Genomic DNA, 25293 nt, shown 5'->3' with positions numbered 1-25293 from the left:
TTCTACGGGATGTAGTATTTTCCGCGGGCTGTACGGTGCCCCGGGCAGGTCAGCCTGTCCTTACTGGAATGCGGGACTAAATTAGGACAACATTGTGTTGTGTATTCCATGAGCAACGCTACTGCTGTGCCCTTTGCCGGGCAGGGAGCCTCCGAGGCTCCCGCAGACCGCGGCCGTCCGGCCGCCGGTCCGCTGGCTGACGCCGATGAGCGCACCAGGGACCGGGTCCTGTCCGCCGTCCTGGAGCACGGACCTGTCAGCGCCGCCGAGCTCGGGGACCTGCTTGGTTTCACGCCCGCGGCCGTACGGCGCCACCTGGACCATTTGTCACGGGCCGGTGTGATCGAAGTCAAGCGCGTGGCCCGGTCAGGTGCGGGCGCTGGCCGTCCCGCACGCCGCTACGTCCTCAGCTCCCAGGGCCAGTCCAGCCTCGGCAACGACTACCTTGATATCGCCGCTTTGGCCCTCCAGCAGCTCCAGAAAATGGCGGGCCCGGACGCCGTGCGCGCCTTCGCCGTCGAACGCTTCTCGGAGATGGAGCGCCGCTACGCGCCGGAAATCGAAAAGGCCGGTCCGGACGTCACCGACCGTGCCAGGGCGCTGGCCGAGGCACTGAGCCGTGATAATTTCGTCGCATCCGCAGCCTCCATCGAGGCCAAGGCCCCGCTCCCGGCGGCCCTCTCCAGCGTCCAGCTGTGCCAGGGCCACTGCCCCATCCAGCAGCTCGCCGCCCGGTTCCCCGTTTTCTGCGATGTGGAGACCGAAGTGTTCTCGAGGCTCGTTGGCGTGGACGTGCGCCGGCTTTCCACCCTGGCGCGCGGCGGGCACGTCTGCACCACCCATATTCCTACAGGCCGGCTGTCTGCCCAGGCGCCCACAAAGCTCCCGGCAGCCCCCGCCAGCCTGAATGAAGTAACCAACCAGCAGCAAGAAAGGCCGTGATGACGGACCAACTATCAGAGAAAGCGGTAGCCGAAAACACTGTGATCTCGGAGATTCTGGAAAAGAATCCCGAGCTCCACGGCATCGGCACCTACGAGTACGGATGGGCCGACAAGAACGACGCCGGCGCCAACGCACGCCGTGGGCTCAACGAAGAGGTAGTCCGGGACATTTCGGCGAAGAAGAGCGAACCGGAATGGATGCTCGACCTGCGCCTCAAGGGCCTGAAGTACTTCGACCGCAAGCCCATGCCCACCTGGGGCGCGGACCTGTCCGGCATCGACTTCGACAACATCAAGTACTTTGTCCGCTCCACCGAGAAGCAGGCAGCCACCTGGGAAGACCTCCCCGAGGACATCAAGAACACCTACGACAAGCTGGGCATCCCCGAAGCCGAAAAGCAGCGACTGGTTTCCGGTGTCGCCGCCCAGTACGAGTCAGAGGTCGTCTACCACCAGCTGCGTGAGGACCTTGAGAGGCAGGGTGTCATCTTCCTGGACACCGACACCGCCCTGAAGGAACACCCGGAGATCTTCCAGGAGTACTTCGGCACCATCATTCCGGTAGGCGACAACAAGTTTGCCTCGCTGAACACGGCCGTGTGGTCCGGCGGATCGTTCGTGTACGTGCCCAAGGGTGTCCACGTGGATATCCCGCTGCAGGCATACTTCCGCATCAACACGGAAAACATGGGCCAGTTCGAGCGCACGCTCATCATCGCCGACGAGGACTCCTACGTCCACTACATCGAAGGCTGCACCGCGCCCATCTACACCTCGGACTCGCTGCACTCCGCCGTGGTGGAAATCATCGTGAAGAAGGGCGCCCGCGTCCGCTACACCACCATCCAGAACTGGTCCAACAACGTGTACAACCTGGTGACCAAGCGTGCCATCTGCGAAGAGGGCGCCACCATGGAATGGGTCGATGGCAACATCGGTTCCAAGGTCACCATGAAGTACCCGGCCGTGTACCTGGTGGGTGAGCACGCCAAGGGCGAGACCCTGTCCATCGCGTTCGCCGGCGAAGGCCAGCACCAGGACACCGGCTCCAAGATGGTCCACATCGCGCCGAACACCAAGAGCTCCATCATTTCCAAGTCGGTGGCCCGCGGCGGCGGCCGTGCAGCCTACCGCGGCCTGGTCCAGGTTCGTGAAGGCGCCAAGCACTCCGCCAACACGGTCCGTTGTGACGCGCTGCTGGTGGACACCATCAGCCGTTCGGACACCTACCCCTACATCGACATCCGCGAGGACGACGTTGTGATGGGCCACGAAGCAACTGTTTCCCGGGTCAGCGAAGAACAGCTCTTCTACCTGATGTCCCGCGGCATGCGCGAAGACGAAGCCATGGCGATGATCGTCCGCGGCTTCATCGAGCCGATTGCCCGCGAGCTCCCCATGGAGTACGCACTTGAGCTGAACCGCCTGATTGAACTGCAGATGGAAGGGTCCGTCGGATAACGATGACTGAAATCACTACTGAAAAGGCACGTATCGGCGCGCCCTCAGCCCAGCCGTTCATCAACGGCTTCACCGAAGAAGGCGAGAGCCTCTCACCCATCAACGCGGGCACCAAGGCACCGCTTGCCGGGGATTCTGCCAAGAGCCACTCCCATGGCGGCGGCGTCGGCATCCCGGACAGCTCCCGCGCCGGACGCCTCACGTCCTACAAGCTGGCCGACTTCAAGCCGCTCACCGGCATGGAGGAAGACTGGCGCTTCACCCCGCTCAAGCGCCTCCGCGGGCTGCACTCCGAGGTCCTGTCCGGCGCGGCACCCACCGTGGTGGTCAACGGTCCCGAGCAGGTCACTGTTGAGAGCGTCGGCCGCGATGACAATCGCATCGGTACCGCCGGCATCCCCGAGGACCGCGTGTCCGCCAACGCCTGGGAGAACTTCGCCGGGGCAACCGTGGTGACCATCCCGTCCGAGTTCGAGGCGACGACGGAGATCAGCGTCGACATCGAAGGCACCTCCCTGGAGGCCGCCGCCCAGCACCTGGTGATCGTCGCCGAAAAGTTCTCCAAGGCAGTTGTGGTCCTGAACCATAAGGGCTCCGCCGTAGTTTCGGAGAACGTGGAGATCATCGTCGAAGACGGCGCCAACCTGACGGTTATCACGCTCCAGGAATGGAACGACGACGCCGTCCACGCCTCCTCGCAGCAGGCAAAGATCGGCCGCGACGCCAAGCTCAAGCACGTTATGGTGAGCCTGGGCGGCGACCTGGTCCGCGTCACGCCGTCGGCCCGCTTCACCGCCCCCGGCGGCGAGGCCGAAATGTTCGGCCTGTACTTCGCCGACGCCGGCCAGCACCTGGAGCAGCGCCTCTTCGTGGACCACGCAGTGGCCAACTGCAAGTCCAACGTGCTCTACAAGGGCGCACTGCAGGGCCGCAACGCCCACGCGGTCTGGGTGGGCGACGTCCTCATCCGCAAGGAAGCTGAAGGCACCGACACCTACGAGGCCAACCGCAACCTGCTGCTCACTGACGGCGCCCGCGCCGACTCCGTGCCCAACCTCGAAATCGAGACCGGCCTGATCGAGGGTGCAGGCCACGCCAGCGCCACCGGCCGCATGGATGACGAGCACCTGTTCTACCTGATGGCCCGCGGCATCCCCGAGGATGTTGCCCGCCGTCTGGTGGTCCGCGGCTTCCTCAATGAGATCATCCAGCAGATCAAGGTCCCCTCCATCGAGGAGCGGCTGACCGACGCTGTTGAACACGAACTCGCACTGACGGACAACTAGAAGGCACGGAGCACGGGTTTACAAATGACTGACCAGCCAAAGGGCGAGCTTGTCTGCAAGGTGGATGAAATCCAGCTGAAGCAGGCGCTGCGGATCCTGATCGACGACTACCCTGTGGCCATCGTCAAGGACTCCATGGGGGAGATCCATGCCATCGGCGACACCTGCTCGCACGCGGACATCTCACTGTCCGAAGGCGAAGTGGAGGGCTGCGCCATCGAGTGCTGGGGCCACGGTTCCCAGTTCGATCTGCGCACCGGCGAACCGCTGCAGCTGCCGGCCTATGATCCCGTGCCCGTCTTCGCCGTCGAGATCCGGGGCGATGAGGTCTACGTGGACTTCACCAGCGTCCTCAACGGCGCCGAAGCCCCCAACTTCAGCTAGCTCCACAGAATTACGAACCAACTTCCAGACAGAGACCGCACCGCCGCCGCCAGGCACGGTGCAGAGGAGAACAAGACACATGTCTACTCTTGAGATCAAGGACCTGCACGTCAGCATTGAGACGGAACAGGGCACCAAGGAAATCCTGAAGGGCGTCAGCCTGACCATCCGGACCGGCGAGACCCACGCCATCATGGGCCCCAACGGTTCCGGCAAGTCCACGCTGGCCTCCACCATCGCAGGCCACCCGCGCTACAACGTCACCAGCGGCTCCATCACGCTGGACGGCGAAGACGTACTGGAAATGAGCGTCGACGAGCGCGCCCGCGCCGGCGTCTTCCTGGCCATGCAGTACCCGGTGGAGGTTCCCGGGGTGAGCATGACCAACTTCCTGCGCACCGCCAAGACGGCCATCGACGGCGAAGCCCCCAAGCTGCGCACCTGGACCAAGGACGTCAAGGCAGCCATGGAGCAGCTGCGCATCGACGCTGACTTCGCCCAGCGCAACGTCAACGAAGGCTTCTCCGGCGGCGAAAAGAAGCGTGTGGAGATCCTTCAGCTCGAACTCTTCAAGCCCAAGTTCGCCGTCCTGGACGAGACCGACTCCGGCCTGGACGTCGACGCGCTGAAGGTTGTCTCCGAGGGCGTCAACCGCGCCCACGCCGATGGCAACATGGGCACGCTGCTCATCACGCACTACACGCGCATCCTGCGCTACATCAAGCCTGACTTCGTGCACGTGTTCGTGGACGGCCAGGTTGTTGAGGAAGGCGGCCCCGAGCTCGCCGACCGCCTGGAAGAAGAAGGTTACGACCGCTACGCCAAGGGTGCCGGCGCTGCCGCCGCACCTGTCGCTGCACAGGCCTAGTTAGGACTTCGCCATGACCGAAATCAACGCGTCCCGCACCAGCCTGGAGGACGTTGAAGAAGCGCTCAAGGATGTGATCGATCCTGAGCTCGGCGTGAACGTGGTGGACCTCGGCCTGCTGTACGGGCTGAAGTATTCCGATGACGACGGCGCGCTGCTGATCGACATGACCCTGACCACGGCCGCATGCCCGCTCACCGATGTCCTCGAGGAGCAGGTGGGCAAGGCCCTGGACGGCGTGGTTGACGACTGGCGCCTGAACTGGGTCTGGATGCCGCCATGGGGTCCGGAGCGGATCACCGACGACGGCAAGGACCAGATGCGGGCCCTCGGCTTCAACATCTAAATAAAGTACGACGACGGCGGGTCACCTTTCCCAGGAAAGGTGAACCCGCCGTCGTCGTGTTCTCCCCACCCGGGGAAGCACTTAGAGTCGGGGAGCCGAGAAGGTGTCGCACTGGTTGATGTCGCCCGTTTGGTAGCCCTGGGCAAACCACCGCTGCCGCTGTTCACTGGACCCGTGCGTCCAGCCTTCGGGGGAAACACGACCCGTGGCCGCCTGCTGGATCCGGTCATCGCCAACGGCTGAAGCGGCCGAGAGGGCGTCGTTGATGTCCTGCTGGGTCAGCGGTTCAAGGTAGGGCTGGCCAGTGTTCGGATTCGGGGTGGTTGACGCGTATTTGGCCCAGAGCCCCGCGTAGCAGTCAGCCTGCAGCTCGGTGCGGACAGCGCCGGATTCCGGTCCCTGCGGATCCTGCTGGGCGCGGTCCAGGTTGCCGAGGACGTTTTGGATGTGGTGCCCGAATTCGTGGGCCACAACATACTCCTGCGCGAGCGGGCCACCGGAGGAACCAAACCGGTCCACCAGTTCCTGGAAAAAGCCGGGATCGAAGTAGGCGGTGGTGTCAGTGGGGCAGTAGAAAGGGCCCACCTCGGAGGTGGCAGCACCGCAACCGGTGTTGGTGCCCCCGGTAAAGATCACGGCCTCAGGCCGCGGGTATTGCACGTTGTACTGCTGCAGGTAGCCGGGCCAGAACGCGTTCAGGCTGTTCACTGTTCCCGTGATACGGCAGTCCACCCGGGCGTCGGCGTCGGCCCCGGTTTCGCATGCAGGAGCCGTACCTTGGCTTTGTGGCTCCTGCCCCGCGCCGGTCAGGCCCTCGAGCAACTGGGGATTTACGCCCAGGAGCGTGGCGATGAGCAGGAGGAGCCCGCCGCCAATGCCACCGCCAACCAACACCCCACGGCCACCGCCGCGCCGGTCCTGGACTTGTGACGGATCCAGCTGCACATTGTCGTTGAAGCTCATAAAGTCACAATACCCGCGGGTCCGGACTTCAACCGGTGCCCGCCGGTAAAGTTGATCTGATGCCTTTCCTCAACCACATCCAGCGCTGGGCCGAAGAGCGGCCGCACGACACCGCCGTCGTCGTTGCCGGTCAGCGCTTCACCTGGGCGGGGCTCCGCGATGCCGCTGCCGCCCTGGTTCCGGACACTAAAGCGGTCACGTCACTGTGCGAGGCGAACTCGGCCGGGTTCGTGGCCAGGTTCGCCGCCGCGGTTGCCGGCGGGCGCCAGTGCGCCGTCCTTGATCCCGCCTGGCCGGCCCCGCTGCAGGAGGACATTGCCCGCCGGGTTGAATCGTCAGCCCGGCCGGCGGCCGTGTCCGCGGAGGATGAGCTGGCCGACGGCGGGCCGGAGGCCACCTTCCTGGTTGGCCTCACGTCCGGCACCACCTCGGTCCCCAAGGCCTTCACGAGGTCACGGCGATCCTGGCAGGAGTCCTTCGAAGCTTCCATCGAATTCTTCGGGCTGGCCCAGGACGATGTAACGCTTGCGCCGGGCCCACTGGCGGCGAGCCTGAACCTGTACGCATTGTCCGAATGCCTCTATGCAGGTTCAGAATTCCAGACCCTTGAAACGTTCGATGTGGGCGATGTCCACGCGGCCATCACATACGACCGGGTCACCCGGCTGGTGCTGGTGCCCACCATGCTGAGGATGCTCAGCGAACGTGGATTGACCGGATGCGTGGACGCCTCCGGTGTGCGCACCATCATATGTGCCGGATCCAAGCTCGACGCCCGCACCCTGGAAGCTGCCCGGCGCTGGGCGCCCAACGCCACCATTTTCGAGTACTACGGCGCCTCCGAGCTGAGCTTTGTCTCGGGGGCGGGCCTGCCCGCCGGGGAAACTGCGGCTATGGGAGGGACGGGCATTGGGCGGCCTTTCCCGGGAGTGGACGTCAGGATCCTCAACGATTCGGGCCAAACGCTTCCGGAGGGAGCCTCGGGCAACATCTGTGTGCGCAGCGGGATGGTCAGCAACGGCTACCTGTGGGGCGATGACGGGCAGGCCCTCAGATCCTTTGGCGGCTGGTTCACGGTGGGGGACCAGGGCTACCTGGAAGCGGGGGAACTGCATATCCTGGGCCGCCGGGCTGACATGATCCTTACGGCCGGCAAGAACGTGTACCCGCATGAAGTGGAACTGGCTCTGGCGGCCGTGCCCGGCGTGGCTGCGGCGATGGCAGCCGGCATGCCGGACGACCTGCGGGGCCAGCGGGTGGTGGCCGCAATTGTTCCGTCCGCCGGAGCTGTTACCGCCACCCAGTTGAAGGCGGGGCTGGAAACCATCCTGGCCCGCGACAAGTGGCCCCTCCAGTACTATGCAGTCACAGAATTGCCCACCACGGACCGTGGCAAAGTCAGCCGGAACCTGCTGCTGGACTGGATCAGCGCGGGAGATCCCAGGATCCACAGCCTTGGCGCCTGAGCTCTTGCCGTCCGGCCGCCAGCCCGTGATCATCGCGGCACGGCGCACTCCGGTCTGCCGGACGAACGGTGCTTTGCGGACACTCCGCGCCCATGAGCTCCTCGCGCCCGTCCTGCGCGAGTTGACGGCTTTCCCCGGGATCCAGCCCGGTGATATTACCGACGTGGTGATCGGCAATGCCGTGGGTGGCGGCGGAAATGTGGCACGGCTTGCCCTGCTGGAAGCCGGCCTGCCCGTCAGCGTGCCCGGCCTCACGGTGGACCGCCAGTGCGGTTCCGGCCTGGACGCGATCGTCCTCGCTTCCGGGCTGGTGGCGGCCGGCGGCAATCCCCTGTACCTGGCCGGGGGAGTGGAGAGCACCAGTACCGCACCGCTGCGGGCGCATCGAAAGGACGACGGCGGGCCGGAGTTCTACCCGCGCGCGCAGTTTGTCCCGGAGGCCTTTGGCGACCCGGACATGGGTGTGGCCGCTGAAACTGTGGCACAAAAGTTCGGCATCAGCCGGGACCGGCAGGATGGGTTTGCGCTGCTGAGCCACCAAAAGGCCCTCGCGGCAGCTGGGGCAGGATACTTCGACGACGAACTGGTCCCGCTGGGGAAGGGTGCAGGAACCGTTGCTGTGGATGATGGCCCGCGCCGCGGGCTGGGTCCCGCGGTGATGGCGCGGTTCCCGCCCGCCTTCGTGGACGGGGGAACTGTCACCGCCGGAAACTCCTGCTTCGATGCGGACGCCGCCTCCGCCGTCGTCATTACTTCCCTGCAGCGGGCCCGGGACTTGGGGGTGCCCGACGGTTTGCTGGTGCTCGGCACCGGCACCGCCGGGGTGGAACCGGAGGTGCTCGGCATTGGTGCGGCCGTTGCGGCGCGGGGCGTACTGACGGCTGCAGGGGTGACTGCGGACGAGCTGGATCTGGTGGAGTTCAATGAGGCGTTCGCGTCGCAGACGCTGGCCTGCCTCGACGAACTGGGGATTGATCCTGGCCGGGTAAACCTCGACGGCGGCGCGCTGGCTCTAGGGCACGCGTACGGTGCCTCGGGCGCTGTCCTCGTGACGCGGCTGTTCGCCCAGGCGCGCAGGAACGGAACGCCTGGAAGCCTTGCATTGGCCATGATCAGCATCGCCGGCGGTATGGGAACCGCGGCGTTGCTGCAGTACGAGCGCTTCTAGCCGCTTCTTCCGGCTTTTTAGTCCTCCGCGTCGCCCAAACCGCGGGCGGCGAGTGCTTCGCCAGTCTGCCGGGCGAAGGCCACGGACGTGATGAATACGGGCAGGATCAGTGCCCGGGGGTTGCGCTCGAGTCCCCGTGCCCGGGCGGAATCGCGGACGTCAGCGAAGGTGCCCGCGATGTAGGGGATGCTGCGCAGCATGATCCCGATGGTCAGGGCAAACCGTTCGGGGTCGGCGCCGAATCTCTTGAAGGGGCTTGCTGCCTTGACCACGCCGTCCAGGAGCTTTTGGACCGGGGTGGTTGCGGTGAGCAGCGATGCCGCCACCACGCAGACCAGAATGTTAAGGACGATCCGCGCCGCCGCGGGTGCGCCGAGCTGCCACCACTGGAAGAGCCCAATTACCAGCAACACCGCAGCCAGCGGGCGGACGGCGCGCCAGAGCCGTTTCAGGCCGGCACCCGTGAGCAGGAAAAGGCCGGAGAGTACAGCGAGTACCGCCGTCGAGATGAGCCAGTCCTGGATGATGAACGAGGCGAGGCCGCAAGCGAAGACCAGGAGGAACTTCAGGGCCAGCGGTGTCCGGTGGACCAGGGAGTTCCCGGGCACGTAGTTGGCGAGGAGGAAGCCATGTCCTCTCACCGCGGACTCGGTTCTGTGGTGTGCAGGCCGTCGGTGCAGAGGGTGCGGTAGGCGGCCACGGCCTCGGCAGGGGCGCCGTCGAACGCGACTTTGCCTTGTTCAATGACCAGCACACGGTCCATCTCCAGTGCGAGGTCAAGGTCGTGGGTGGACATGATGATCTGCTGGTCCAGCCCGGCCATCGTCCTGCGAAGGAGTTCGCGGTTGCGGAGGTCCAGGAGGGTGGAGGGCTCGTCGAGTACCAGGACTTTGGGGCTGACCGCCAGCACGGCGGCGAGGGCCATCAGCTGCCGTTCGCCGCCGGAAAGCTCGTAGATGCTCTGGTCCGCCAGGTGCAGGAGGCCCAGGCGCCGCAGCGCCGCTTCGGCCTGGCTCCGCCGCTCGGTGCCGTTCTTCACCGAGCGGCGGAGGGAGAGTTCCACATCCTCCCGGCCGGTGGGCATCACCAGCTGGGACAGGGGATCGGTGAAAACGAAGCCCACGTTCCTGCGGACCCTGCGGACGGCACCGACTGTATCGTCGCCGTCGACCGCTACAGTGCCCGAGGTTGGCTGGACGAGGCCGTTGACCAGGCGCAGGAGGGTGGATTTCCCCGAGCCGTTGGCGCCGATGACGCCGACGCGCTCTTCCGTGAGGCGGAGGTCGATTGCGGCAAGGAGGACTTTGGGCTCCGGTGAGTCATCAGTTTCGACGGCGACCGTTACCTGGTCAAAGGTCACTGCGGGCATGCGGAAAATCCTAGGCCTTGGTGGTCTGGGTGGTGGTGGTCTTGACGGTGGTGCGGCGGACGCGGCGTACCAGGATGTCCGGGAAGGCGCGGTGGAGGGCGACGGCGATGACCGCGGCGAGGATGTTCTTGATGATGTCGCCCGGGTAAAACACCAGGTCGCTGAGGAAGGCCTGGCCCAGGGTGGCCTTGGTGTTCAGGGCGATTCCGGCGACGCCGAGCGAGTGCACCACCACCACGCTGGTGACCGTGGCGGACAGGAAGAGCCACAGGGCGCGGGTTCTGGTGGTCCGGCGGATCACCATGGTGGCGAGCCAACCGACCACCAGTGCGGCGATGGGGAAGGCAATGATGTAGCCTGCGGACGGTCCGGCGAGGATGCCCAGGCCGCTGCGGCCCTGGCTGAAGATGGGAAGGCCCGCGAGGCCCAGGAGGGTGTAGAGGCCGACGGCGGCGAAGCCCCGTCCGGGGCCAAGGACCAAACCGGTAAGCATCACGGCGAGGGTCTGGAACGTGATGGGGACGCCGAAGCCGTTGACGGCGAGGCCGGGCACAAGCGCGGCGCCGGCGACGAGGGCGGCGAAGACGGCAATCAGGCCGAGGTCGGTGGCGTTCCAGCGGCGCCTTGCCTGAGGGGTGTTTGTGACGGCTGTGTCGGTGTTGCTCATGGGGGTCCTGTCGGGGTTGTACAAGCGGAATCTAATGTACTGCCGACGTTACCGGGGTGCTATAGCTCCCATTTTGTAGGGGGCCTACTAAAGCTGGGGGTGGCGGCTGATGGCTGGGCACAACTGGCCAGCATTACCGCCATCTTGTTCTATTCCTCTACGGGGTCATCCGCGCAAGATGCTGATTTCGCGTCTCGATCAGGTTCTGAAGGTATTGGGCCAACACCAATTTCTCCACCAGTCGTCCCAAGAGTCCGAATGGTGCCGAGAATTCAATGCGGTCCACCATCATCGTTCCTTCTGAATCCTGTCGGAACTCGTGAACGTGCCGGAACCTGCGAAACGGGCCTTTGACCTGCTCATCCACGAAATAATCAGGTGAGTGCATCTCGGTAATCCGGTTGGTCATCTGCAACGGTATGCCAAAGTGCCAAGCTCGCCACGTCACTTCCTCATTCAAAGAGATCAGACCGCTCGTCACGCCGGCGACGGCTTCTTCACGGGACTTTGCCATTGAGTTCTTGTGGACATCGATGCTTCGGGCAAGGTCAAACAACTCGGATTGCTGCCTGTTTGTCCGCGTTGTGCACTCGAAGAAGACGGCCATGGTCAGAGTATTGCATCACATGAGCCGACGCGGGATGTGGGCCATAGCCCTTCAGGCTGGTGTTGCCGCATCCGCCTGCCCATGCCACGGCCTGGATGCGGCGTATCTTGTCGGGCACCGCCGGCGAGCTCTGGTTGATCGGTAGTGTGGGCGGGTGGACTTTTCCTGTGAGCTTGCTGATGGCATTGTGCTGCGCCCAGTCCAGGTGTCGGATGCCGCGGGGCTGGCAGCGGCGGTTCAAGCAAACCGGGCTTACCTGGCTCCGTGGGAGCCGATCAGGCCCGAGGAGTTCTACACACTGGAGGGTCAGGGAGAGGTGATTGAACGACACCGGGCCGAGCTCGATGCGGGGACAGCGCTTCCCATGGTGCTGTCTGCAAAGGGCAGCATAGTCGGTCTGCTGACCCTCAGTTCGATCGTGCGTGGTGCCTTCCAAAACGCCCACGTAGGCTACTGGCTCGCTCAAACGGCCCAAGGAACAGGCCTCATGACTGCGGCGGTCGGCGCTGCCATAAAGGTCGCAAGGGACGGCCTCGGTCTGCACCGGCTCGAAGCCGCAACTCTGGTCCACAATGTCTCCTCCCAAAGGGTGCTTGAGAAGAACGGCTTCGAGGCCTACGGCACGGCCCATGCCTACCTTCGAATAGCCGGCCTGTGGCAGGACCACCGCATGTATGAGCGAATCCTTTGAACATCGACCAACTCCCGTTCTCCCGGACCATTGCCGTGCCGGCGCTCCACGTGGCAGGATCCCGGCATGACGAAATACCTCATTTCCTTCCCAAGTGAGGCCATGGTCCTCACTGACGAGGAGTTCCCAGTCGTCTCCGCTGACTCACACGCGGTGATCCAGGAGGCGAAGGACGCCGGAGTCTACGTATTCGGCGGTGGGATCAACGAGGAAGTCGATCCGGTGCTGGTCTCCGCCGACGGGTCGGTGAGCACCGAGATCTATCCGGGCTCCAGGGTCAAGGGTGGATTCTGCGTACTTGAGCTGCCCACGCGAGACGACGCTGTGCAGTGGGCCGGAAAGATCGCAGTGGCCTGCCGTTGCTCCCAGGAACTCCGCGAATTTGGTTACGACCCGGAAAGCTAGCTGCGTTCAGGTGATGGGCCGCACACCGCCCAGGGCGTGGTTGACGAGCGGCTGACATGCCGCTGCAGAGTTGCGGGGAGCCTTGGCTCAGATATCTAGTGTCCGGCGTTTGGCCGCCACAAACTCGTCCCGGGTAAGAGCACCCCGCGAGTAGAGGTCTGCTATGAGGGCAAGCTGGGTGGCCACCGACTCTTCCTCCCTCACTTTGCCTGCTTTCATGACACGGTGCTTTCCCGCATGGGCAGGAGCGTCGAAGGGCCTGGCTTTGTTCGCGCTGAATGCATGCACTAGGAGCACCAGGGCGCCGAGAACCGCTGCCGCAATTCCCAAGGGCACGGAAAGCAAAGACTGGGAGGCGATCCCTATGAACACGATTGCCACCCCGGCACCGGACAGACAGACACCGGCTGCCCATCGCGCTGTATCACGCAGCGGCTGCTTTCCTCTGAACTCAAACAGATAACCGCCAGCCTCGCGCGGAACCGCATGCTCGTTCATGCGTTGAAGGATATACCCGCGCCAGGGCATTGAACATCGGGTGTCCAGGAGCTGCCCGACGGCACGTCCGAACGGGAACTTCCCCTGATCCTGGAGGGGGTAGTTCAGCCCTGGGCCTGCGGCAGCACCAGCAGGTAGCCGGCTGGGAGTTCGCTGCTCCAGCGGCGTGGCTCGCGGACCACAAACTGCGTGGCCAACTGTTCCGGGGTGAGCAGGCTGTTGGGTTCAGGGGAGGGGCCCCACTGTCCACTGCCGTATGGATACAGCGGATCCTGGACGCGGATGCCGGTGACCGAGAACTCCGGGAACTGGGCCGGATCGCCGACCGACTCAAAACCACTCATCACCCAGGCGTGGCGGCCGCTCCACATAACGAGCCCAACGGGCCGGCCCGTCTCGGTCATCGCCCGCGCCGCGGTCTGCAGGACGTCCCCGTAGTCGGGAATGCTGACCACGGAGTACGGCCCCATCCCCACCTCGGTGAGGACCTGCGCCCAACCGAACGGATTGGCTCCGTTGAATGAGTTGGATGAATGCGCCCGGGCCATCTCCCACAGCTCACCCTGCTGGCCGGCGTCGCTCCAGCTCCCACCCCCCGTGTCGTCGACGAGGTTATGCGCCATCTGGATGCTCGCTGCAACACACCAGTCGAAGGTGTACTGCGGAACGAAGTCGCCCTCCTGGTACAGGTTGAGGGCAAACGGCTGGGGGACAGCAACCGGGGCGGCAACCGGCGCCGGGGCGTCAACTGTGGGGACCTGCTGAGGGACGGCGGCGGCTTCGGTGGCCGCCGCAGTCGCCGGGGCGGCCGCCGTCGGCTGTTCCGTCGCTGCGGCGTCAAGGCCAACAGTGGGTGTGCAGCCCGCGATAAAGCCCGCCAGGACAATGAGCCAGGCCAGAAGACGGGTACGGGCACCGATCATGATGGTCCAGTTTACCGCGGCGTACAGGAATGCCCGGGAAAGATTTTAGGCGGAGCTACTCCGGCCAGGGCCAGTCCGACGGCGATCAGGGCCAAGGCAGTTAACTTGCATGTGAGGCCCCCACGACGGCGCCGCTAACCTCTGAGTTTCAGAAGGCGTAGCGGACGCGGCAGTAAGGAGCGATCTCCTCAATGAGGGCGGTGAGTTGCCGCACGTAACGGGCTTTCGTTCCTGAACGGTAACGGACATTAGTGAAGCCGTTGGATGAGACCTTGGATTCCTGCAGGTCCGGACGCCACAGCACCTGCTCGGCCTGCGGGTGCCATCCCAGGTTGACCTCATGGAGGCGCTCGTTGTGCGTCAGGAAGATCACCTCTGCCGCGAGCTGGACCTTGGCAGCGGGCGTCAGGGTGGCGTCGAGCTGGCGCAGCAGCCCCTCCCAATCCTTGACCCAGGTGTCGGTAATGACAACGGGCGAGAAGTTCACATGCACTTCGTACCCGGCATCAACGAAATCGTTGATGGCGGCCATGCGTTCGGTCACCGGGGAGGTCCGGACGTCAATTGATTTTGCCAGGTCAGCGGGCATGAGGGAGAAGCGGATCCTGGTGTGCCCGCCGTGATCCCAGTCCAGCATTGCCGGGTTTACGTACTTCGTGGCAAAGGACAGCTTGGCGGTGGGCAGGTCACGGAAGAGCGTGACAAGATCCCGCACATCGTCGCTGATGAGCGCATCCACGGAACAGTCGCTGTTTTCACCGATGTCGTAGACCCACAGCTCAGGGTCGCACTGGTTGGGCTCGAGCTTTATGCCCTGGCGGGTGGCATGCCGTTCAAGGGTGCGGGCAATCTGGTCGATGTTCGCAAACACCGTCACGGGGTTGCTGTAGCCCTTGTGCCGGGGGACGTAGCAGTAGGCGCAGGCCATGGCGCAGCCGTTCGCGGTTGAGGGCGCGATGAAGTCGGCGGACCTGCCATTAGGTTTGACGGCCAGCGCTTTCTTGACCCCGAGGACCAGCGCCTCAGTTTTGATCCGTGACCACCGCGGCACGTTCGTTTCATCCCCATGTACCTCCGGGATGTTCCAGTGGTTCTCAACAGGAATTACCTCGGCGTCAGGCCAGCGTTCGACGATCTCCTTGCCCCGGGGAAGCTCCAGCGCGGCAGGCTGCGCATAGATGCGCCGGATCTGCAGCAGCCGGTTGAATTCCATGCCTCCATTCTTCCAAGCCGCTGAAGTCGCCCAGCCCGGTTAAGCCCACGGCCTATTCACGGCTTTCTTCCCGCACTGGCTTCAGGTGCTTGGGGACTCCTCCGGCGGAAAGGGCAGGAAAGGTGCAGGTGAACCCGCCGCGGTATCCGAAAAGGAAACCAAGGAGCGGGTTCCGCACCTGCATCTGGATTGTGTACACCCCTCGGGAATCGTCAACGTTCTCATACAAGCCGGCGGTGCCGGTGAGTTGTACCGGTATTTGTGGATCAGGCCACGTCGTCGCCTATTCCGCGGTTGGCCGCCTGCGTTGCTGCTTCGTTGTTGACCGCTGCTTCTTGGCTGACAGGCGGCGGCGGGCCGAGCCACGGGTTGGTTTGGTTGCCCGGCGCTCGGGCGCAGCCGGAACAAGGGCTCCTGCCACAACATTGGCAAGCTTCACCATGGCAATCTCACGATTGCGCAGCTGGGAGCGCTCCTCGGACGCAGTCACCGTGATCACCCCGTCGACCAGGCGTTGACTGAGACGCGAAAGCAGGATCAGCCGCTGGCTCTCGGAAACCGCCGACGAGTCCCTGACGTTCCACGAGAGCTCGACGCGGGTGTCTGTGGTGTTGACGTGTTGCCCGCCTGGTCCGGACGCACGCGAAAACCGCCAGCCGAGTTCCGACGCCGGAATCGTGAGCGTGGGCAACACCTCCAGATGCATGCACCCAGCGTTGCATGCATCCGTACGCTTTCACGAGGCGGCCACGGTCATCGTCCGGATCCTGGGTGTTCCTTTCGTGAAACCAGTCTCCAAGTACCGGTATAAGGGCTGTTGGACGATAGACTTGGGTGGGCCGTTCTGTCGGCCATTGCCGCCCACGCCCACCACAGATGCTTTGGGCTGCGGCTAATCCCTGCTGTGAAAGGCTTTACCTGCTGTGATTACTGTCCAGGATCTTGAACTGCGTGCCGGCGCCCGGCTCCTGATGGACCAGGTGAGCTTCCGCATCGACAAGGGAGACAAGATCGGCCTGGTGGGCCGCAACGGTGCCGGTAAAACCACCCTTACCCGTGTTCTTGCAGGGGAGGGGCTGCCCGCTGCCGGCAAGGTGACCCGCAGCGGTGAGATCGGCTACCTGCCCCAGGACCCGCGCACACCGGATATGGAACAGTTGGCACGCGACAGAATCCTGTCAGTCCGCGGCCTGGACATCGCCGTCGGAAAGCTCCGCCAGGCCCATGACGAAATGGCCAGCGAGGACGCTGCTGTCCAGCGCAAGGCCATGAACCGCTACGACCGGCTTGAGTCCGAGTTCCTGGCGGCCGGCGGTTATGCCGCCGAGGCCGAGGCCGCCGCGATCTGCTCTAACCTCGCGCTGCCGGACCGCCTCCTGAACCAGCCCCTCAAGACCCTGTCCGGTGGCCAGCGCCGCCGTGTGGAGTTGGCCCGGATTCTGTACTCGGATGCCGAGACCATGCTCCTGGACGAGCCCACCAACCACCTCGACGCCGATTCCATCGCCTGGCTGCGGGACTTCCTGAAAAACCATCAGGGCGGACTGATCGTCATCAGTCACGACACGGAACTGCTCGAAGCTACCGTTAATAAGGTCTTCCTGCTTGACGCCAACCGCGCGCAGATCGACTTCTACAACATGGACTGGAAGCGCTACCTCACCCAGCGCGAAACCGACGAGCGCGCCCGCAAGCGCGAACGCGCCAACGCCGAAAAGAAGGCCCAGGTCCTGATGGACCAGGCCAACAAGATGCGTGCCAAGGCCACCAAGGCAGTCGCTGCACAGAACATGGCCAAGCGTGCCGAGCGCCTCCTCAGCGGTCTTGAAGCCGTCCGCGAGCAGGACCGCGTGGCAGCACTGCGCTTCCCGGATCCTTCGCCGTGCGGCAAGACCCCGCTCACTGCCGAAGGGCTCAGCAAGTCCTACGGTTCGCTTGAGATTTTCACGGATGTGGACCTTGCCATCGACCGCGGCTCCAAGGTGGTCATACTTGGCCTCAACGGTGCCGGCAAGACCACTCTGCTGCGGATGCTGGCAGGCGTGGACACACCTGACACGGGTGACGTCATTGCCGGGCACGGCCTCAAGGTGGGCTACTACGCCCAGGAACACGAGACACTCGACGTGGACCGCACGGTCCTGGAAAACATGCGTTCGGCGGCCCCCGATATGAAGGACGCCGAAGTCCGCGGCATCCTTGGCTCGTTCCTGTTCTCCGGCGACGACGTGGACAAGCCGGCCGGCGTCCTCTCCGGCGGTGAGAAGACCCGCCTCGCCCTAGCAACCATCGTCGCTTCCAGCGCCAACGTGCTGCTCCTGGACGAGCCCACCAACAACCTGGACCCTGCCAGCCGTGCCGAGATCCTGGGCGCCCTGAAGAACTACAGCGGCGCCGTGGTCCTGGTCAGCCACGATGAAGGGGCAGTGGAGGCGCTCAACCCGGAGCGCGTTGTCCTGCTGCCCGACGGCGTCGAGGACCACTGGAACGAAGACTACCTGGACCTGATCACGCTGGCTTAGGCGCCAACGACCGCAGTGGCGCTGCGGGCATCAGTCTTTCTTGAGTTTCTCCGCGAGCATCACCAGGATGCCGCTGGGACCCCGGAGGTATGTGAGTTTGTAGATGTCGCCGTACGTGGCCACGCCCCGCAGCGGATGGCACCCGTGCCTGGCGGCTATCTCAAGGGCGTCGTCGATGTCGTCCACCGAGAAGGCCACGCGGTGCATGCCGATGTCGTTCGGACGGGTTGGCTCCGATTCGATCGCCTGGGGATGGATGTATTCGAAGAGCTCCAGCTGGCCATGACCGTCCGGGGTCTGGAGCATCGCAATCTTGGCGTGGTTGCCATCCAGTCCGACGGCAATGTCGGTCCACTTGCCACTGACCGTGTCGCGGCCGACAACCGTGAGCCCGAGGTCGGTGAAAAAGGCGATGGCTGCTTCGAGGTCGCGAACGGCGATACCGACGTTCTCAAGTTTGATGGCCATGCGTTGAAGCTACCAAGCTGGAGCGGTTAGCTCCAGTGGCGGTCCGGGAGTTCACTGAACACGCCGTTACGAGTGCCCGCGTAGGCTATTGCGTCAGCGAACGCGAAGTTCCTGGGCGTTCGTGATGCTGCGCAGCTCGTTGTAAGTGATGCTGAACATTGAGTTATGGTCTCCGGCTCCGGCCCAGAGGAGTTTGTGCTCCTGCAGGCTCACGTCAAGGAGCGTCCTGATCTTTTGCGGGTGCCCCACCGGTGCCACCCCGCCTACCGCCTGGCCGGTGTGCCGCAAGACGAACTCAGGTGAGGCGCGGCGGATTCTGCCTTCACCCAAGTGCCCTGCCACCAGTGGAGTATCCACCCGTGCTGCACCGCTTGCCAGAATCAGGAGGGGAGCCCCGTTGAGGTCGAAGACCAGGCTGTTCGTGATTGCGGCGAGGTCGCATTCCAACGCCTCCGCCGCCGCGGCCGCTGTCGGGACTCCGGCCGGAAAGGTCCGCACAGTGTCGCCCACACCGGAGCGGACCAATGCACAGCGCACTCGGCTGACCGGCCCGCCGTCGTACTCGGCCATGAGTCAGTAACCCTGCGCGTCCAGGAGCGCGTCTTCCTCTTCTTCGGCGGTCGCCTTCTTCCGTTTCCGGGGCGGGGACGGACGACGGCGGGCTGCCGCGGCAGCCGAGTGCAGGGCACCCTCGGGGGACTCGTCGTCGTCCTCGGCGTCAATGGCGGCGTTCCGCGCCTGCTGGCGGGCGGCATAACCAAAGCCGACGAACATCAGCACGCCGAACGCGAACCACTGGAGTGAGTAGGACAGGTGCGTGCCTTCCTCGGTGGATGGCTTCGGGAACGCCATGGGCATTTCTGCAGCGGGTGGCGTCTCTGAGGCGAGCTGCCCGTAGGCACCCGTCAGCAGGGGATAGCCGAGCTGCGCGGAATAGGCCGCGAGGTCAATGGACGCCAGCTGCCCTTCCGGCGCGCCGCGCTGCAGTTCAGGCTCAGGATGCTTCAACCGCACGACGGCGGTCACGTCCCCTGCAGGGGGTGCCGGCACTGAATCGGGGCTGCCTGGATTGTTGTTGCCGATGGGCAGCCATCCGCGGTCGATGACCACGGTTTCACCGCTGGTCAGCCGGAACGGGACCACCACTTCGTAGCCGGGCTGGCCGTTCAAGGGCCGGTTCCGGACGATGCGCTGCCCGTCCACAAGGTATGAGCCTTTCAGCTCCACCTGCGTCCACTCCCTGGCAGGGTCCAGCTGACTGAACTCTTCCCGGATATCCGCAAAGGGGACCGGCGCTGCCGAGTAGTTGGTGACCACTCGGTTGATCTCGGCCAGGGTCTCGGCCCGCCGGTCCATCTGCCAGCGGCCCAGGAAAACACAGGCGGAGGCGAAGATTGCGGCCAGCAGGAGATAACCCAGCCATTTGCTGGAAAAGAGGAACCGGTACATTCAGCTGTCCTGCTCCAGGGCGCCGAATACCCGGCCGTCCTCGAGCGGCACGGTTTCCTTCCACAGCCCACGTGTTTGAAGGTAATCCTCAAGCCAATCGCGGTGGTCTCCACAAGCAAGCCAAGTCTTGCGGCGCTCCGGGGTGTGGATCTTCGGGTTGTTCCACAGGAGCTGCCACGAGGCCTGGGACCGGCATGCCTTACGGGAGCAGACGGCGGCAGATTCACCCATCACGGGATCGGTTCCCGCAGCGAAGTCGAAAATACTCATGATGCCCTCCGCTCCTGCTCAGTTGGTGTTTCGTCGTCGTCGTTGATCAGCTCGCCCTGCAGAACCTCGCTGCCATGCCCGTCGTCGGCTGACGGCGCAGGCGGGCTTTCTATTTCCGCAAGCGGCGCGGAGTCCAGCAGCAGGTCGCTGTGCCCCTCCGCCTTGTCGTTGCCGTTCGCGATGACCACGGCTATCCACGGCAGGAAGACCGCTCCGGCAACCATCACAATCTTAAACCAGCCATCCACCACAAAGATCATGATCAGGCACACCATGCGGATGCCCATGGCCAGCGCGTACTTCACCATGCGCTGGTGCATGTCCTCAGAATGCGCACCCGCAGCTTCCGTGATGCTGTGGACTTCCGAATCGCCAGAGAACCGCCCGGGTTCTCCGGCCGCGGATTGTCCCGCATGGTTTTCAAGGGTCACGGTGGCTGATCACGCTCCAAAGGCTTGCATCAATTCTCTCACCATCGGCAGTGGCGCCCAAACCTTTGCCGGGGCCGCGCGCTAAGATCAAAGTCAGCCAAAATCACCCCCTTCCACCGCGGTGCATCATGCCGCAGAAATCCGGAGCCCCTACATGACTGAAGCAGCCACCGCCCCCCGCAGCGTCCTGATCACCGGCGGAAACCGCGGCATCGGGCTCGCCATCGCTGAAGCTTTCCTGGCCAATGGCGACAAGGTGGCGGTGACCTACCGCAGCGAATCGAAGCTCCCCGAGGGAATCCTCGGCGTCAAGGCCGACGTCACCGATGAGGCCTCCGTGGACGCGGCCTTCAAAGAGGTGGAAGCTGCCCACGGTCCTGTGGAGGTGCTGGTGGCCAACGCCGGCATCACCAAGGACACCCTGCTGCTGCGCATGAGCGAAGACGACTTCACGTCCGTCATCGACACCAACCTCACCGGCGCCTTCCGCGTCATCAAGCGGGCCTCGAAGGGCATGATCCGCCTCCGCAAGGGCCGCGTTGTCCTGATCTCCTCCGTGTCCGGCCTGTACGGCGCCCCCGGGCAGATCAACTACTCCGCTTCCAAGGCGGGCCTGGTGGGCGTTGCCCGATCCCTGACCCGTGAGCTGGGCTCGCGGGGCATCACGGCCAATGTGGTGGCTCCGGGCTTCATCAACACGGACATGACCGCCGAGCTCCCCGAAGCCACCCAGAAGGACTACCTGTCCAGCATCCCCGCCGGCCGTTTTGCCGAGGCCAGCGAAGTAGCCAACGTGGTCCGCTGGATCTCCAGCGACGAGGCAGCCTACATCTCCGGCGCCGTCATTCCCGTTGACGGCGGCCTGGGCATGGGCCACTGAGCCTTTCAGCACACTAGGTGCGGGGTGCTTCTTTGTGGAGGTCGCACAAGCGAATCACTTACACCCACTGGCATGATGGACAGCAGACCATCAGCGATTTAGACGTTTCGAACAAAGGGAGCTCGTATGGGACTGCTCGACAACAAGACCGCCATCGTCACCGGATCATCCCGCGGCATCGGCGCTGACGTAGCCAAGAACCTCGCCGGCCAGGGTGCCGCCGTGGTGGTCAACTACCGCCAGAAGGCTCCGCGTGCCAACAAGGTGGTGCAGGGGATTGAAGCTGCCGGCGGCCGCGCCGTCGCCGTGGGCGCGGACCTCACCACCCAGGAAGGCGTGCAGGCCCTGGCCTCCGCTGCCATGGAAAACTTCGGGTCCCTGGACATCCTGGTACTGAACGCGTCCGGCGGCATGGAGACCGGCATGGGTGAGGACTACGCCCTCAAGCTGAACCGCGATGCACAGATCAACATGCTCAACGCCGCTGTGCCGCTGATGAAGGAAGGCTCCCGCGTGGTGTTCGTCACCAGCCACCAGGCCCATTTCATCAACACCGTGCCCACCATGGAGGCCTACGAGCCCGTGGCCCGCAGCAAGCGCGCCGGAGAGGACGCCCTGCGCGACCTCATCCCGGACCTGGCCGAAAAGGGCATCAGCCTGGTGGTGGTGTCCGGCGACATGATCGAGGGCACCGTCACGGCGACGCTCCTGGACCGCTCCACCCCCGGTGCTATCGAGGCGCGGCGGGCTGAAGCCGGCAAGCTGTACTCGGTTGAGGAGTTCGCGGAGGTAGTAGCCAGCATGGTCACGGCCGACGTCGAATCCGGCCACACCGAATACGCCGGCGGTGCCGACTACTTCGGCAAGGGCGCCCAGCCCGCCAGCTAGGCTTCACACAAGGCGAGATGACAGTTCGCGGCAATGTTCCTTCCGGACACTGCCGCGAACTGTCATTTCGCGGTTAAAGCACTAAAGAAATCAGACCCCGGCCACGTGGCGGACTGCATCCAGGTACGGCATGTTGATTGCGGCATCGGCGACGGCGCGCACCGCTGGCTTGGCATTGAAAGCGATGCCGATCCCGGCCGCGCCGAGCATGTCCAAGTCATTGGCGCCGTCGCCCACGGCCACCGTGTGCTCCATGGCGATACCTTCGGCCGCCGCCCACTCACGCAGGTACTTTTCCTTCGCGGCGCGGTCCACTACGGCGCCGAGCACCTTGCCCGTCAGGGCGCCGTCAACGATCTCCAGTTCGTTCGCCTGCCAGTAGTCCAGGCCCAGCTCACCGGCAATGGGCTCCAGGATCTGGTTGAATCCGCCGGACACCACGGCCACCACGTGCCCTGCAGCCCTGAAGGCGGCCACGAGCTCGGCGGCACCTTCGCTGAGTTTCACTTCCCCGCGGACGGAATGGACGACGTCGGCCGGCAGCCCGGCGAGCACCTGCACCCGTGCGTGGAGGCTTTGGGTGAAGTCCAGTTCCCCGCGCATGGCAGCTTCGGTCACAGCGGCCACCTCCTCGCGCTTGCCGGCGTAGGCGGCGAGGAGTTCGATGACCTCCTGCTGGATCAGGGTGGAATCAACGTCCATGATCAGGAGCTTGCGTTCGGCTGAGCGGAGGCCGTTCGGAACCAAGGCGGTATCGAATCCGCTGATCGAGGCCTCGGCCACCGCACGGCGCAGCCCGGCCAGGCCGGCCGCCGTTGCGTCGGGAAGCTCGAGTCCGGCCACGCTGACCTGATAGCGCTCGTCACCGAGGCTGTTTTCCGAGAGCACCTTGGCGCCACTGGTGGTGAGGACGGAACGCAGCTGCTCCAGCCCGGTAGGGGTCACATTCAAGCCATAGCTGACCGCAGTCACGTTCGAAGTCATGCCTGCAATCTTAGCGAGCGGGGGTGCGGTCCCTTGAATTCATTGCGTCCTGGGGGCAGCTGAAGACGCTAGCTCAGGCAAAGGCAGAACGGGTGGCCGGCCGGGTCAAGGAACACCCGGAAGGTTGTTCCCGGCTGGTATTCGTGCTTGGTGGCACCAAGTTTGAGCACCTCTGTTTCCGCGGTGTCGAGGTCGTCCACCACAACGTCGAGGTGCATCTGCTGCGGCACGTCCTGGCCTGGCCATTGCGGCGGCGTGTAGGAGTCCACCTTCTGGAAACTCAGGGCATCGCCGTGATCGGCTTTGACAGACCACCAGTCCTCACCCTCTTCGATCTTCCAGTCGAGCAGGGCGGCATAAAATTCCGCGAGTATTTTCGGGTCAGGACAATCGAGAACAACCACGGGAAAGCGTGCGATAGCCATGGCCAACACTCTAAGTGCGGCTGCGCGATCGGCCAACGGTTTTGGCGGCCTGAATTTGTGTTGTCGGGCTGGTCACACCAGTTATCAGTCGCCATGTTTTTTGTCCTAGTGTCTACTCCTATGAGTGATGTTCTGGAACTGGACTCCGTCAGCGTTGTCCGCGGTAAAAAGACCCTGCTGGACAAAGTCGACTGGCAGGTCAACGACGGCGAACGCTGGGTGATCCTCGGCCCTAACGGCGCTGGCAAGACCACACTCCTCCAGATTGCTGCCGCGCGTATGCACCCCAGCAGCGGCACGGCAGGGATCCTTGATGAGATTCTGGGCCGGGTTGACGTCTTCGAACTCCGCCCCCGCATCGGGCTTTCCTCAGCCGCCCTCGCCACCCAGATTCCCGAGCACGAGAACGTCCTTAACGTGGTGGTCACCGCCGCCTATGGCGTGACGGGCCGCTGGCGCGAGGGGTACGAGCGCGACGACGAACGGCGGGCTTTCCGCCTCCTCAACGACTGGGGGATGGGCCCCCTCCTGAACCGGACCTTCGCAACGTTGTCCGAGGGGGAGCGCAAGCGTGTCCAGATCGCCCGCGCCCTGATGACCGATCCTGAACTGCTGCTGCTGGATGAACCGGCCGCCGGCCTGGACCTCGGCGGCCGTGAGGAACTCGTCCACAAGCTGGGAGAACTCGCCCGCGACGAGGCCGCACCCGCCATGGTGCTCGTCACCCACCACCTTGAAGAAGTTCCGCCGGGCTTCACGCATGCCATGCTGCTGCGCGACGGTGGCGTGGTGGCCGCGGGCCCGATCACTGAGGTACTGACGGCGGAAAACCTCAGTGAAACGTTCGGCCTGGACCTCGATGTGACTGAGAACGCCGGCCGGTACACCGCCGTCGCCCGCCGCTAACAGCGGCACCGTAGCACCTTGGATCTCCTCAGCAGCATCTTTGTGTCCATCGCCGGCCTCTGGGCCGGCACTATCAACGCCGTGGTGGGCTCCGGCACCCTGGTAACGTTCCCCGTCCTCATCGCCCTGGGGGTCACACCCGTTGTTGCCTCAATGAGCAATGCGATGGGCCTCGTTTTCGGGACGGCTGCCGGAGCGTTCGGCTACCGCCGGGAGCTGAAGGGCCGCGGCCGGCAACTGATGCGGCTGCTGCCGGCGTCCCTGCTGGGCGGCATCTCCGGCGCCTGGCTGCTCCTGCACCTGCCGGAAAAGGTCTTCCACTACGTGGCCCCGGTCCTGCTGGTACTCGCCCTGCTGATGGTGGTATTCCAGCCGCGCATGCAGGCCTGGGTACGCAACCGCGAGGAGAACCCGGAACACGCGGTGCGGGACAAACGGCACGCTGTCCTCCTGGTGGTGCTGGTCTACCTTGCCGGGGTTTACGGCGGCTACTTCGTGGCTGCCCAGGGGATCCTGCTGGTGGGCATCCTTGGCGTCTTCCTCACCGGCACCATCCAAAACGCCAATGCCATGAAAAACATCCTGGTGCTCGGCGTGAACCTGGTGGCCGCCATCTCCTACCTGCTGTTCGCGTTCGACCGGATCAACTGGCTCGTTGTGCTGCTGATCGCCGTCAGCTCAAGCATCGGCGGCCTCCTGGGCGCCAAGGTAGGACGCAGGCTTTCCCCCACAGTGCTGCGCGGGGTGATCTTCGTCCTGGGGCTGGTGGCCCTGGGATTCATGACCGCCAATCTGCTGAAATAATCTCCCG

The 25293-nt window shown here is 64.4% G+C and carries 32 protein-coding genes; 15 read left to right on the top strand and 17 right to left on the bottom strand.

Annotated elements, in window-relative coordinates:
- The first annotated feature begins 108 nt into the window (after positions 1-108).
- The 6 genes from QF038_RS10555 (at position 109) to QF038_RS10530 (ending at position 5289) form a co-directional block, all read left to right on the top strand.
- Positions 109-942: a metalloregulator ArsR/SmtB family transcription factor gene (locus tag QF038_RS10555; protein ID WP_307610096.1), complete on the top strand. Its 834-nt coding sequence runs from the start codon at positions 109-111 to the stop codon at positions 940-942.
- The gene (gene sufB, locus QF038_RS10550; RefSeq protein ID WP_091418785.1) at positions 942-2405 is read left to right on the top strand and encodes a Fe-S cluster assembly protein SufB; all 1464 of its coding nucleotides are present in this window, start codon (positions 942-944) and stop codon (positions 2403-2405) included. The genes QF038_RS10555 and sufB overlap by 1 nt, the downstream gene beginning before the upstream one ends.
- Before the next feature lie 2 nt (positions 2406-2407).
- Complete coding sequence (gene sufD / locus QF038_RS10545; RefSeq protein WP_307610094.1) at positions 2408-3691, top strand: Fe-S cluster assembly protein SufD; 1284 nt, start codon at positions 2408-2410, stop codon at positions 3689-3691.
- Between the two features lie 24 nt (positions 3692-3715).
- Positions 3716-4075, top strand: a complete 360-nt coding sequence (locus QF038_RS10540) for a non-heme iron oxygenase ferredoxin subunit (protein WP_091418787.1) — start codon at positions 3716-3718, stop codon at positions 4073-4075.
- A 79-nt stretch (positions 4076-4154) separates the two neighbouring features.
- A complete protein-coding gene (gene sufC, locus QF038_RS10535) occupies positions 4155-4943 on the top strand; it encodes a Fe-S cluster assembly ATPase SufC (protein WP_307610093.1) in 789 nt (262 codons plus the stop codon).
- Positions 4944-4956: 13 nt separating this feature from the next.
- Positions 4957-5289 carry a metal-sulfur cluster assembly factor gene (locus QF038_RS10530; protein WP_091418789.1) on the top strand — a complete coding sequence of 111 codons (333 nt, stop codon included), beginning with the start codon at positions 4957-4959 and terminating at the stop codon, positions 5287-5289.
- 81 nt (positions 5290-5370) lie between these two features.
- On the opposite strand, the gene QF038_RS10525 is transcribed toward QF038_RS10530, so the two are convergent.
- Entirely contained in the window at positions 5371-6252 is an 882-nt protein-coding gene (locus tag QF038_RS10525) for a neutral zinc metallopeptidase (RefSeq protein WP_307610092.1), read from the bottom strand.
- Between the two features lie 59 nt (positions 6253-6311).
- On the opposite strand from QF038_RS10525, the gene QF038_RS10520 reads away from it, so the two are divergent.
- Complete coding sequence (locus QF038_RS10520) at positions 6312-7718, top strand: class I adenylate-forming enzyme family protein (RefSeq protein WP_307610091.1); 1407 nt, start codon at positions 6312-6314, stop codon at positions 7716-7718.
- Positions 7708-8886 (top strand): thiolase family protein, encoded by a 1179-nt coding sequence (locus tag QF038_RS10515; RefSeq protein ID WP_307610090.1) that lies wholly within the window; start codon positions 7708-7710, stop codon positions 8884-8886. The genes QF038_RS10520 and QF038_RS10515 overlap by 11 nt, the downstream gene beginning before the upstream one ends.
- Before the next feature lie 17 nt (positions 8887-8903).
- On the opposite strand, the gene QF038_RS10510 is transcribed toward QF038_RS10515, so the two are convergent.
- The 4 genes from QF038_RS10510 to QF038_RS10495 all read right to left on the bottom strand — a co-directional run bounded on the left by QF038_RS10510 (position 8904) and on the right by QF038_RS10495 (position 11529).
- Entirely contained in the window at positions 8904-9527 is a 624-nt protein-coding gene (locus QF038_RS10510; protein ID WP_307610089.1) for an energy-coupling factor transporter transmembrane protein EcfT, read from the bottom strand.
- Complete coding sequence (locus QF038_RS10505) at positions 9524-10255, bottom strand: energy-coupling factor ABC transporter ATP-binding protein (protein ID WP_307610088.1); 732 nt, start codon at positions 10253-10255, stop codon at positions 9524-9526. The genes QF038_RS10510 and QF038_RS10505 overlap by 4 nt, the downstream gene beginning before the upstream one ends.
- A gap of 10 nt (positions 10256-10265) precedes the next feature.
- Positions 10266-10922, bottom strand: coding sequence for a biotin transporter BioY (locus QF038_RS10500; protein ID WP_307610087.1), 657 nt, complete (start codon positions 10920-10922; stop codon positions 10266-10268).
- Between the two features lie 157 nt (positions 10923-11079).
- The gene (locus QF038_RS10495) at positions 11080-11529 is read right to left on the bottom strand and encodes an SRPBCC family protein (RefSeq protein WP_307610086.1); all 450 of its coding nucleotides are present in this window, start codon (positions 11527-11529) and stop codon (positions 11080-11082) included.
- Positions 11530-11683: 154 nt separating this feature from the next.
- Between QF038_RS10495 and QF038_RS10490 the strand changes: the two genes are divergently transcribed.
- Together QF038_RS10490 and QF038_RS10485 are read left to right on the top strand one after the other, a co-directional pair.
- Positions 11684-12220: a GNAT family N-acetyltransferase gene (locus QF038_RS10490; protein ID WP_307610085.1), complete on the top strand. Its 537-nt coding sequence runs from the start codon at positions 11684-11686 to the stop codon at positions 12218-12220.
- Positions 12221-12286: 66 nt separating this feature from the next.
- Positions 12287-12625, top strand: coding sequence for a YciI family protein (locus QF038_RS10485; RefSeq protein ID WP_307610084.1), 339 nt, complete (start codon positions 12287-12289; stop codon positions 12623-12625).
- Between the two features lie 87 nt (positions 12626-12712).
- On the opposite strand, the gene QF038_RS10480 is transcribed toward QF038_RS10485, so the two are convergent.
- The 5 genes from QF038_RS10480 to arfB all read right to left on the bottom strand — a co-directional run bounded on the left by QF038_RS10480 (position 12713) and on the right by arfB (position 15965).
- Positions 12713-13123, bottom strand: a complete 411-nt coding sequence (locus tag QF038_RS10480) for a hypothetical protein (protein WP_307610083.1) — start codon at positions 13121-13123, stop codon at positions 12713-12715.
- A gap of 104 nt (positions 13124-13227) precedes the next feature.
- Positions 13228-14046, bottom strand: a complete 819-nt coding sequence (locus QF038_RS10475; protein ID WP_307610082.1) for a hypothetical protein — start codon at positions 14044-14046, stop codon at positions 13228-13230.
- A 148-nt stretch (positions 14047-14194) separates the two neighbouring features.
- Complete coding sequence (locus QF038_RS10470; protein WP_307610081.1) at positions 14195-15259, bottom strand: spore photoproduct lyase family protein; 1065 nt, start codon at positions 15257-15259, stop codon at positions 14195-14197.
- Positions 15260-15311: 52 nt separating this feature from the next.
- On the bottom strand, positions 15312-15518 hold the full coding sequence (locus QF038_RS10465; RefSeq protein ID WP_307613444.1) for a DUF4166 domain-containing protein: 207 nt from the start codon (positions 15516-15518) through the stop codon (positions 15312-15314).
- Between the two features lie 24 nt (positions 15519-15542).
- Positions 15543-15965, bottom strand: a complete 423-nt coding sequence (gene arfB, locus QF038_RS10460; RefSeq protein WP_307610080.1) for an alternative ribosome rescue aminoacyl-tRNA hydrolase ArfB — start codon at positions 15963-15965, stop codon at positions 15543-15545.
- Between the two features lie 217 nt (positions 15966-16182).
- Between arfB and QF038_RS10455 the strand changes: the two genes are divergently transcribed.
- Complete coding sequence (locus QF038_RS10455) at positions 16183-17781, top strand: ABC-F family ATP-binding cassette domain-containing protein (RefSeq protein ID WP_091418804.1); 1599 nt, start codon at positions 16183-16185, stop codon at positions 17779-17781.
- 30 nt (positions 17782-17811) lie between these two features.
- On the opposite strand, the gene QF038_RS10450 is transcribed toward QF038_RS10455, so the two are convergent.
- From QF038_RS10450 to QF038_RS10430, 5 genes are all read right to left on the bottom strand, one after another.
- The gene (locus QF038_RS10450) at positions 17812-18249 is read right to left on the bottom strand and encodes a VOC family protein (protein ID WP_307610079.1); all 438 of its coding nucleotides are present in this window, start codon (positions 18247-18249) and stop codon (positions 17812-17814) included.
- A gap of 93 nt (positions 18250-18342) precedes the next feature.
- Positions 18343-18819 (bottom strand): YbaK/EbsC family protein, encoded by a 477-nt coding sequence (locus QF038_RS10445; protein ID WP_307610078.1) that lies wholly within the window; start codon positions 18817-18819, stop codon positions 18343-18345.
- A 3-nt stretch (positions 18820-18822) separates the two neighbouring features.
- Positions 18823-19698, bottom strand: coding sequence for an SURF1 family protein (locus QF038_RS10440; protein ID WP_307610077.1), 876 nt, complete (start codon positions 19696-19698; stop codon positions 18823-18825).
- The gene (locus QF038_RS10435; RefSeq protein ID WP_307610076.1) at positions 19699-19968 is read right to left on the bottom strand and encodes a hypothetical protein; all 270 of its coding nucleotides are present in this window, start codon (positions 19966-19968) and stop codon (positions 19699-19701) included.
- Positions 19965-20399, bottom strand: coding sequence for a DUF3099 domain-containing protein (locus QF038_RS10430; protein ID WP_307610075.1), 435 nt, complete (start codon positions 20397-20399; stop codon positions 19965-19967). The genes QF038_RS10435 and QF038_RS10430 overlap by 4 nt, the downstream gene beginning before the upstream one ends.
- A 154-nt stretch (positions 20400-20553) precedes the next feature.
- Here QF038_RS10430 and QF038_RS10425 point away from each other — a divergent pair, with 154 nt between their 5' ends.
- Positions 20554-21279, top strand: coding sequence for a beta-ketoacyl-ACP reductase (locus QF038_RS10425; protein ID WP_307610074.1), 726 nt, complete (start codon positions 20554-20556; stop codon positions 21277-21279).
- Positions 21280-21405: 126 nt separating this feature from the next.
- Complete coding sequence (locus QF038_RS10420) at positions 21406-22167, top strand: SDR family oxidoreductase (protein WP_307610073.1); 762 nt, start codon at positions 21406-21408, stop codon at positions 22165-22167.
- A 90-nt stretch (positions 22168-22257) separates the two neighbouring features.
- Here the strand turns inward: QF038_RS10420 and serB are convergent, their stop codons facing one another.
- Positions 22258-23151 carry a phosphoserine phosphatase SerB gene (serB, locus tag QF038_RS10415; RefSeq protein ID WP_307610072.1) on the bottom strand — a complete coding sequence of 298 codons (894 nt, stop codon included), beginning with the start codon at positions 23149-23151 and terminating at the stop codon, positions 22258-22260.
- Positions 23152-23219: 68 nt separating this feature from the next.
- Entirely contained in the window at positions 23220-23576 is a 357-nt protein-coding gene (locus tag QF038_RS10410; protein WP_307610071.1) for a VOC family protein, read from the bottom strand.
- A gap of 120 nt (positions 23577-23696) precedes the next feature.
- Between QF038_RS10410 and QF038_RS10405 the strand changes: the two genes are divergently transcribed.
- Positions 23697-24482, top strand: a complete 786-nt coding sequence (locus tag QF038_RS10405; protein WP_050055299.1) for an ABC transporter ATP-binding protein — start codon at positions 23697-23699, stop codon at positions 24480-24482.
- Positions 24483-24500: 18 nt separating this feature from the next.
- Positions 24501-25286 (top strand): sulfite exporter TauE/SafE family protein, encoded by a 786-nt coding sequence (locus QF038_RS10400; RefSeq protein WP_307610070.1) that lies wholly within the window; start codon positions 24501-24503, stop codon positions 25284-25286.
- Positions 25287-25293 lie beyond the last annotated feature (7 nt).

This window comes from Pseudarthrobacter sp. W1I19, assembly GCF_030817835.1.
GTDB lineage: Bacteria > Actinomycetota > Actinomycetes > Actinomycetales > Micrococcaceae > Arthrobacter.
Note: the sequence above shows the minus strand (reverse complement) of the source record. Positions and strands in the feature narration are given on the sequence as shown.

Coding starts and splice junctions, on each gene's coding strand:
- QF038_RS10555 (WP_307610096.1), top strand. CDS start 109: ATGAGCAACGCTACTGCTGTGCCCTTTGCCGGGCAGGGAGCCTCCGAG.
- sufB (WP_091418785.1), top strand. CDS start 942: ATGACGGACCAACTATCAGAGAAAGCGGTAGCCGAAAACACTGTGATC.
- sufD (WP_307610094.1), top strand. CDS start 2,408: ATGACTGAAATCACTACTGAAAAGGCACGTATCGGCGCGCCCTCAGCC.
- QF038_RS10540 (WP_091418787.1), top strand. CDS start 3,716: ATGACTGACCAGCCAAAGGGCGAGCTTGTCTGCAAGGTGGATGAAATC.
- sufC (WP_307610093.1), top strand. CDS start 4,155: ATGTCTACTCTTGAGATCAAGGACCTGCACGTCAGCATTGAGACGGAA.
- QF038_RS10530 (WP_091418789.1), top strand. CDS start 4,957: ATGACCGAAATCAACGCGTCCCGCACCAGCCTGGAGGACGTTGAAGAA.
- QF038_RS10525 (WP_307610092.1), bottom strand. CDS start 6,252: ATGAGCTTCAACGACAATGTGCAGCTGGATCCGTCACAAGTCCAGGAC.
- QF038_RS10520 (WP_307610091.1), top strand. CDS start 6,312: ATGCCTTTCCTCAACCACATCCAGCGCTGGGCCGAAGAGCGGCCGCAC.
- QF038_RS10505 (WP_307610088.1), bottom strand. CDS start 10,255: ATGCCCGCAGTGACCTTTGACCAGGTAACGGTCGCCGTCGAAACTGAT.
- QF038_RS10500 (WP_307610087.1), bottom strand. CDS start 10,922: ATGAGCAACACCGACACAGCCGTCACAAACACCCCTCAGGCAAGGCGC.
- QF038_RS10495 (WP_307610086.1), bottom strand. CDS start 11,529: ATGGCCGTCTTCTTCGAGTGCACAACGCGGACAAACAGGCAGCAATCC.
- QF038_RS10485 (WP_307610084.1), top strand. CDS start 12,287: ATGACGAAATACCTCATTTCCTTCCCAAGTGAGGCCATGGTCCTCACT.
- QF038_RS10480 (WP_307610083.1), bottom strand. CDS start 13,123: ATGAACGAGCATGCGGTTCCGCGCGAGGCTGGCGGTTATCTGTTTGAG.
- QF038_RS10475 (WP_307610082.1), bottom strand. CDS start 14,046: ATGATCGGTGCCCGTACCCGTCTTCTGGCCTGGCTCATTGTCCTGGCG.
- QF038_RS10470 (WP_307610081.1), bottom strand. CDS start 15,259: ATGGAATTCAACCGGCTGCTGCAGATCCGGCGCATCTATGCGCAGCCT.
- arfB (WP_307610080.1), bottom strand. CDS start 15,965: ATGCATCTGGAGGTGTTGCCCACGCTCACGATTCCGGCGTCGGAACTC.
- QF038_RS10450 (WP_307610079.1), bottom strand. CDS start 18,249: ATGGCCATCAAACTTGAGAACGTCGGTATCGCCGTTCGCGACCTCGAA.
- QF038_RS10445 (WP_307610078.1), bottom strand. CDS start 18,819: ATGGCCGAGTACGACGGCGGGCCGGTCAGCCGAGTGCGCTGTGCATTG.
- QF038_RS10440 (WP_307610077.1), bottom strand. CDS start 19,698: ATGTACCGGTTCCTCTTTTCCAGCAAATGGCTGGGTTATCTCCTGCTG.
- QF038_RS10435 (WP_307610076.1), bottom strand. CDS start 19,968: ATGAGTATTTTCGACTTCGCTGCGGGAACCGATCCCGTGATGGGTGAA.
- QF038_RS10425 (WP_307610074.1), top strand. CDS start 20,554: ATGACTGAAGCAGCCACCGCCCCCCGCAGCGTCCTGATCACCGGCGGA.
- QF038_RS10420 (WP_307610073.1), top strand. CDS start 21,406: ATGGGACTGCTCGACAACAAGACCGCCATCGTCACCGGATCATCCCGC.
- serB (WP_307610072.1), bottom strand. CDS start 23,151: ATGACTTCGAACGTGACTGCGGTCAGCTATGGCTTGAATGTGACCCCT.
- QF038_RS10410 (WP_307610071.1), bottom strand. CDS start 23,576: ATGGCTATCGCACGCTTTCCCGTGGTTGTTCTCGATTGTCCTGACCCG.
- QF038_RS10405 (WP_050055299.1), top strand. CDS start 23,697: ATGAGTGATGTTCTGGAACTGGACTCCGTCAGCGTTGTCCGCGGTAAA.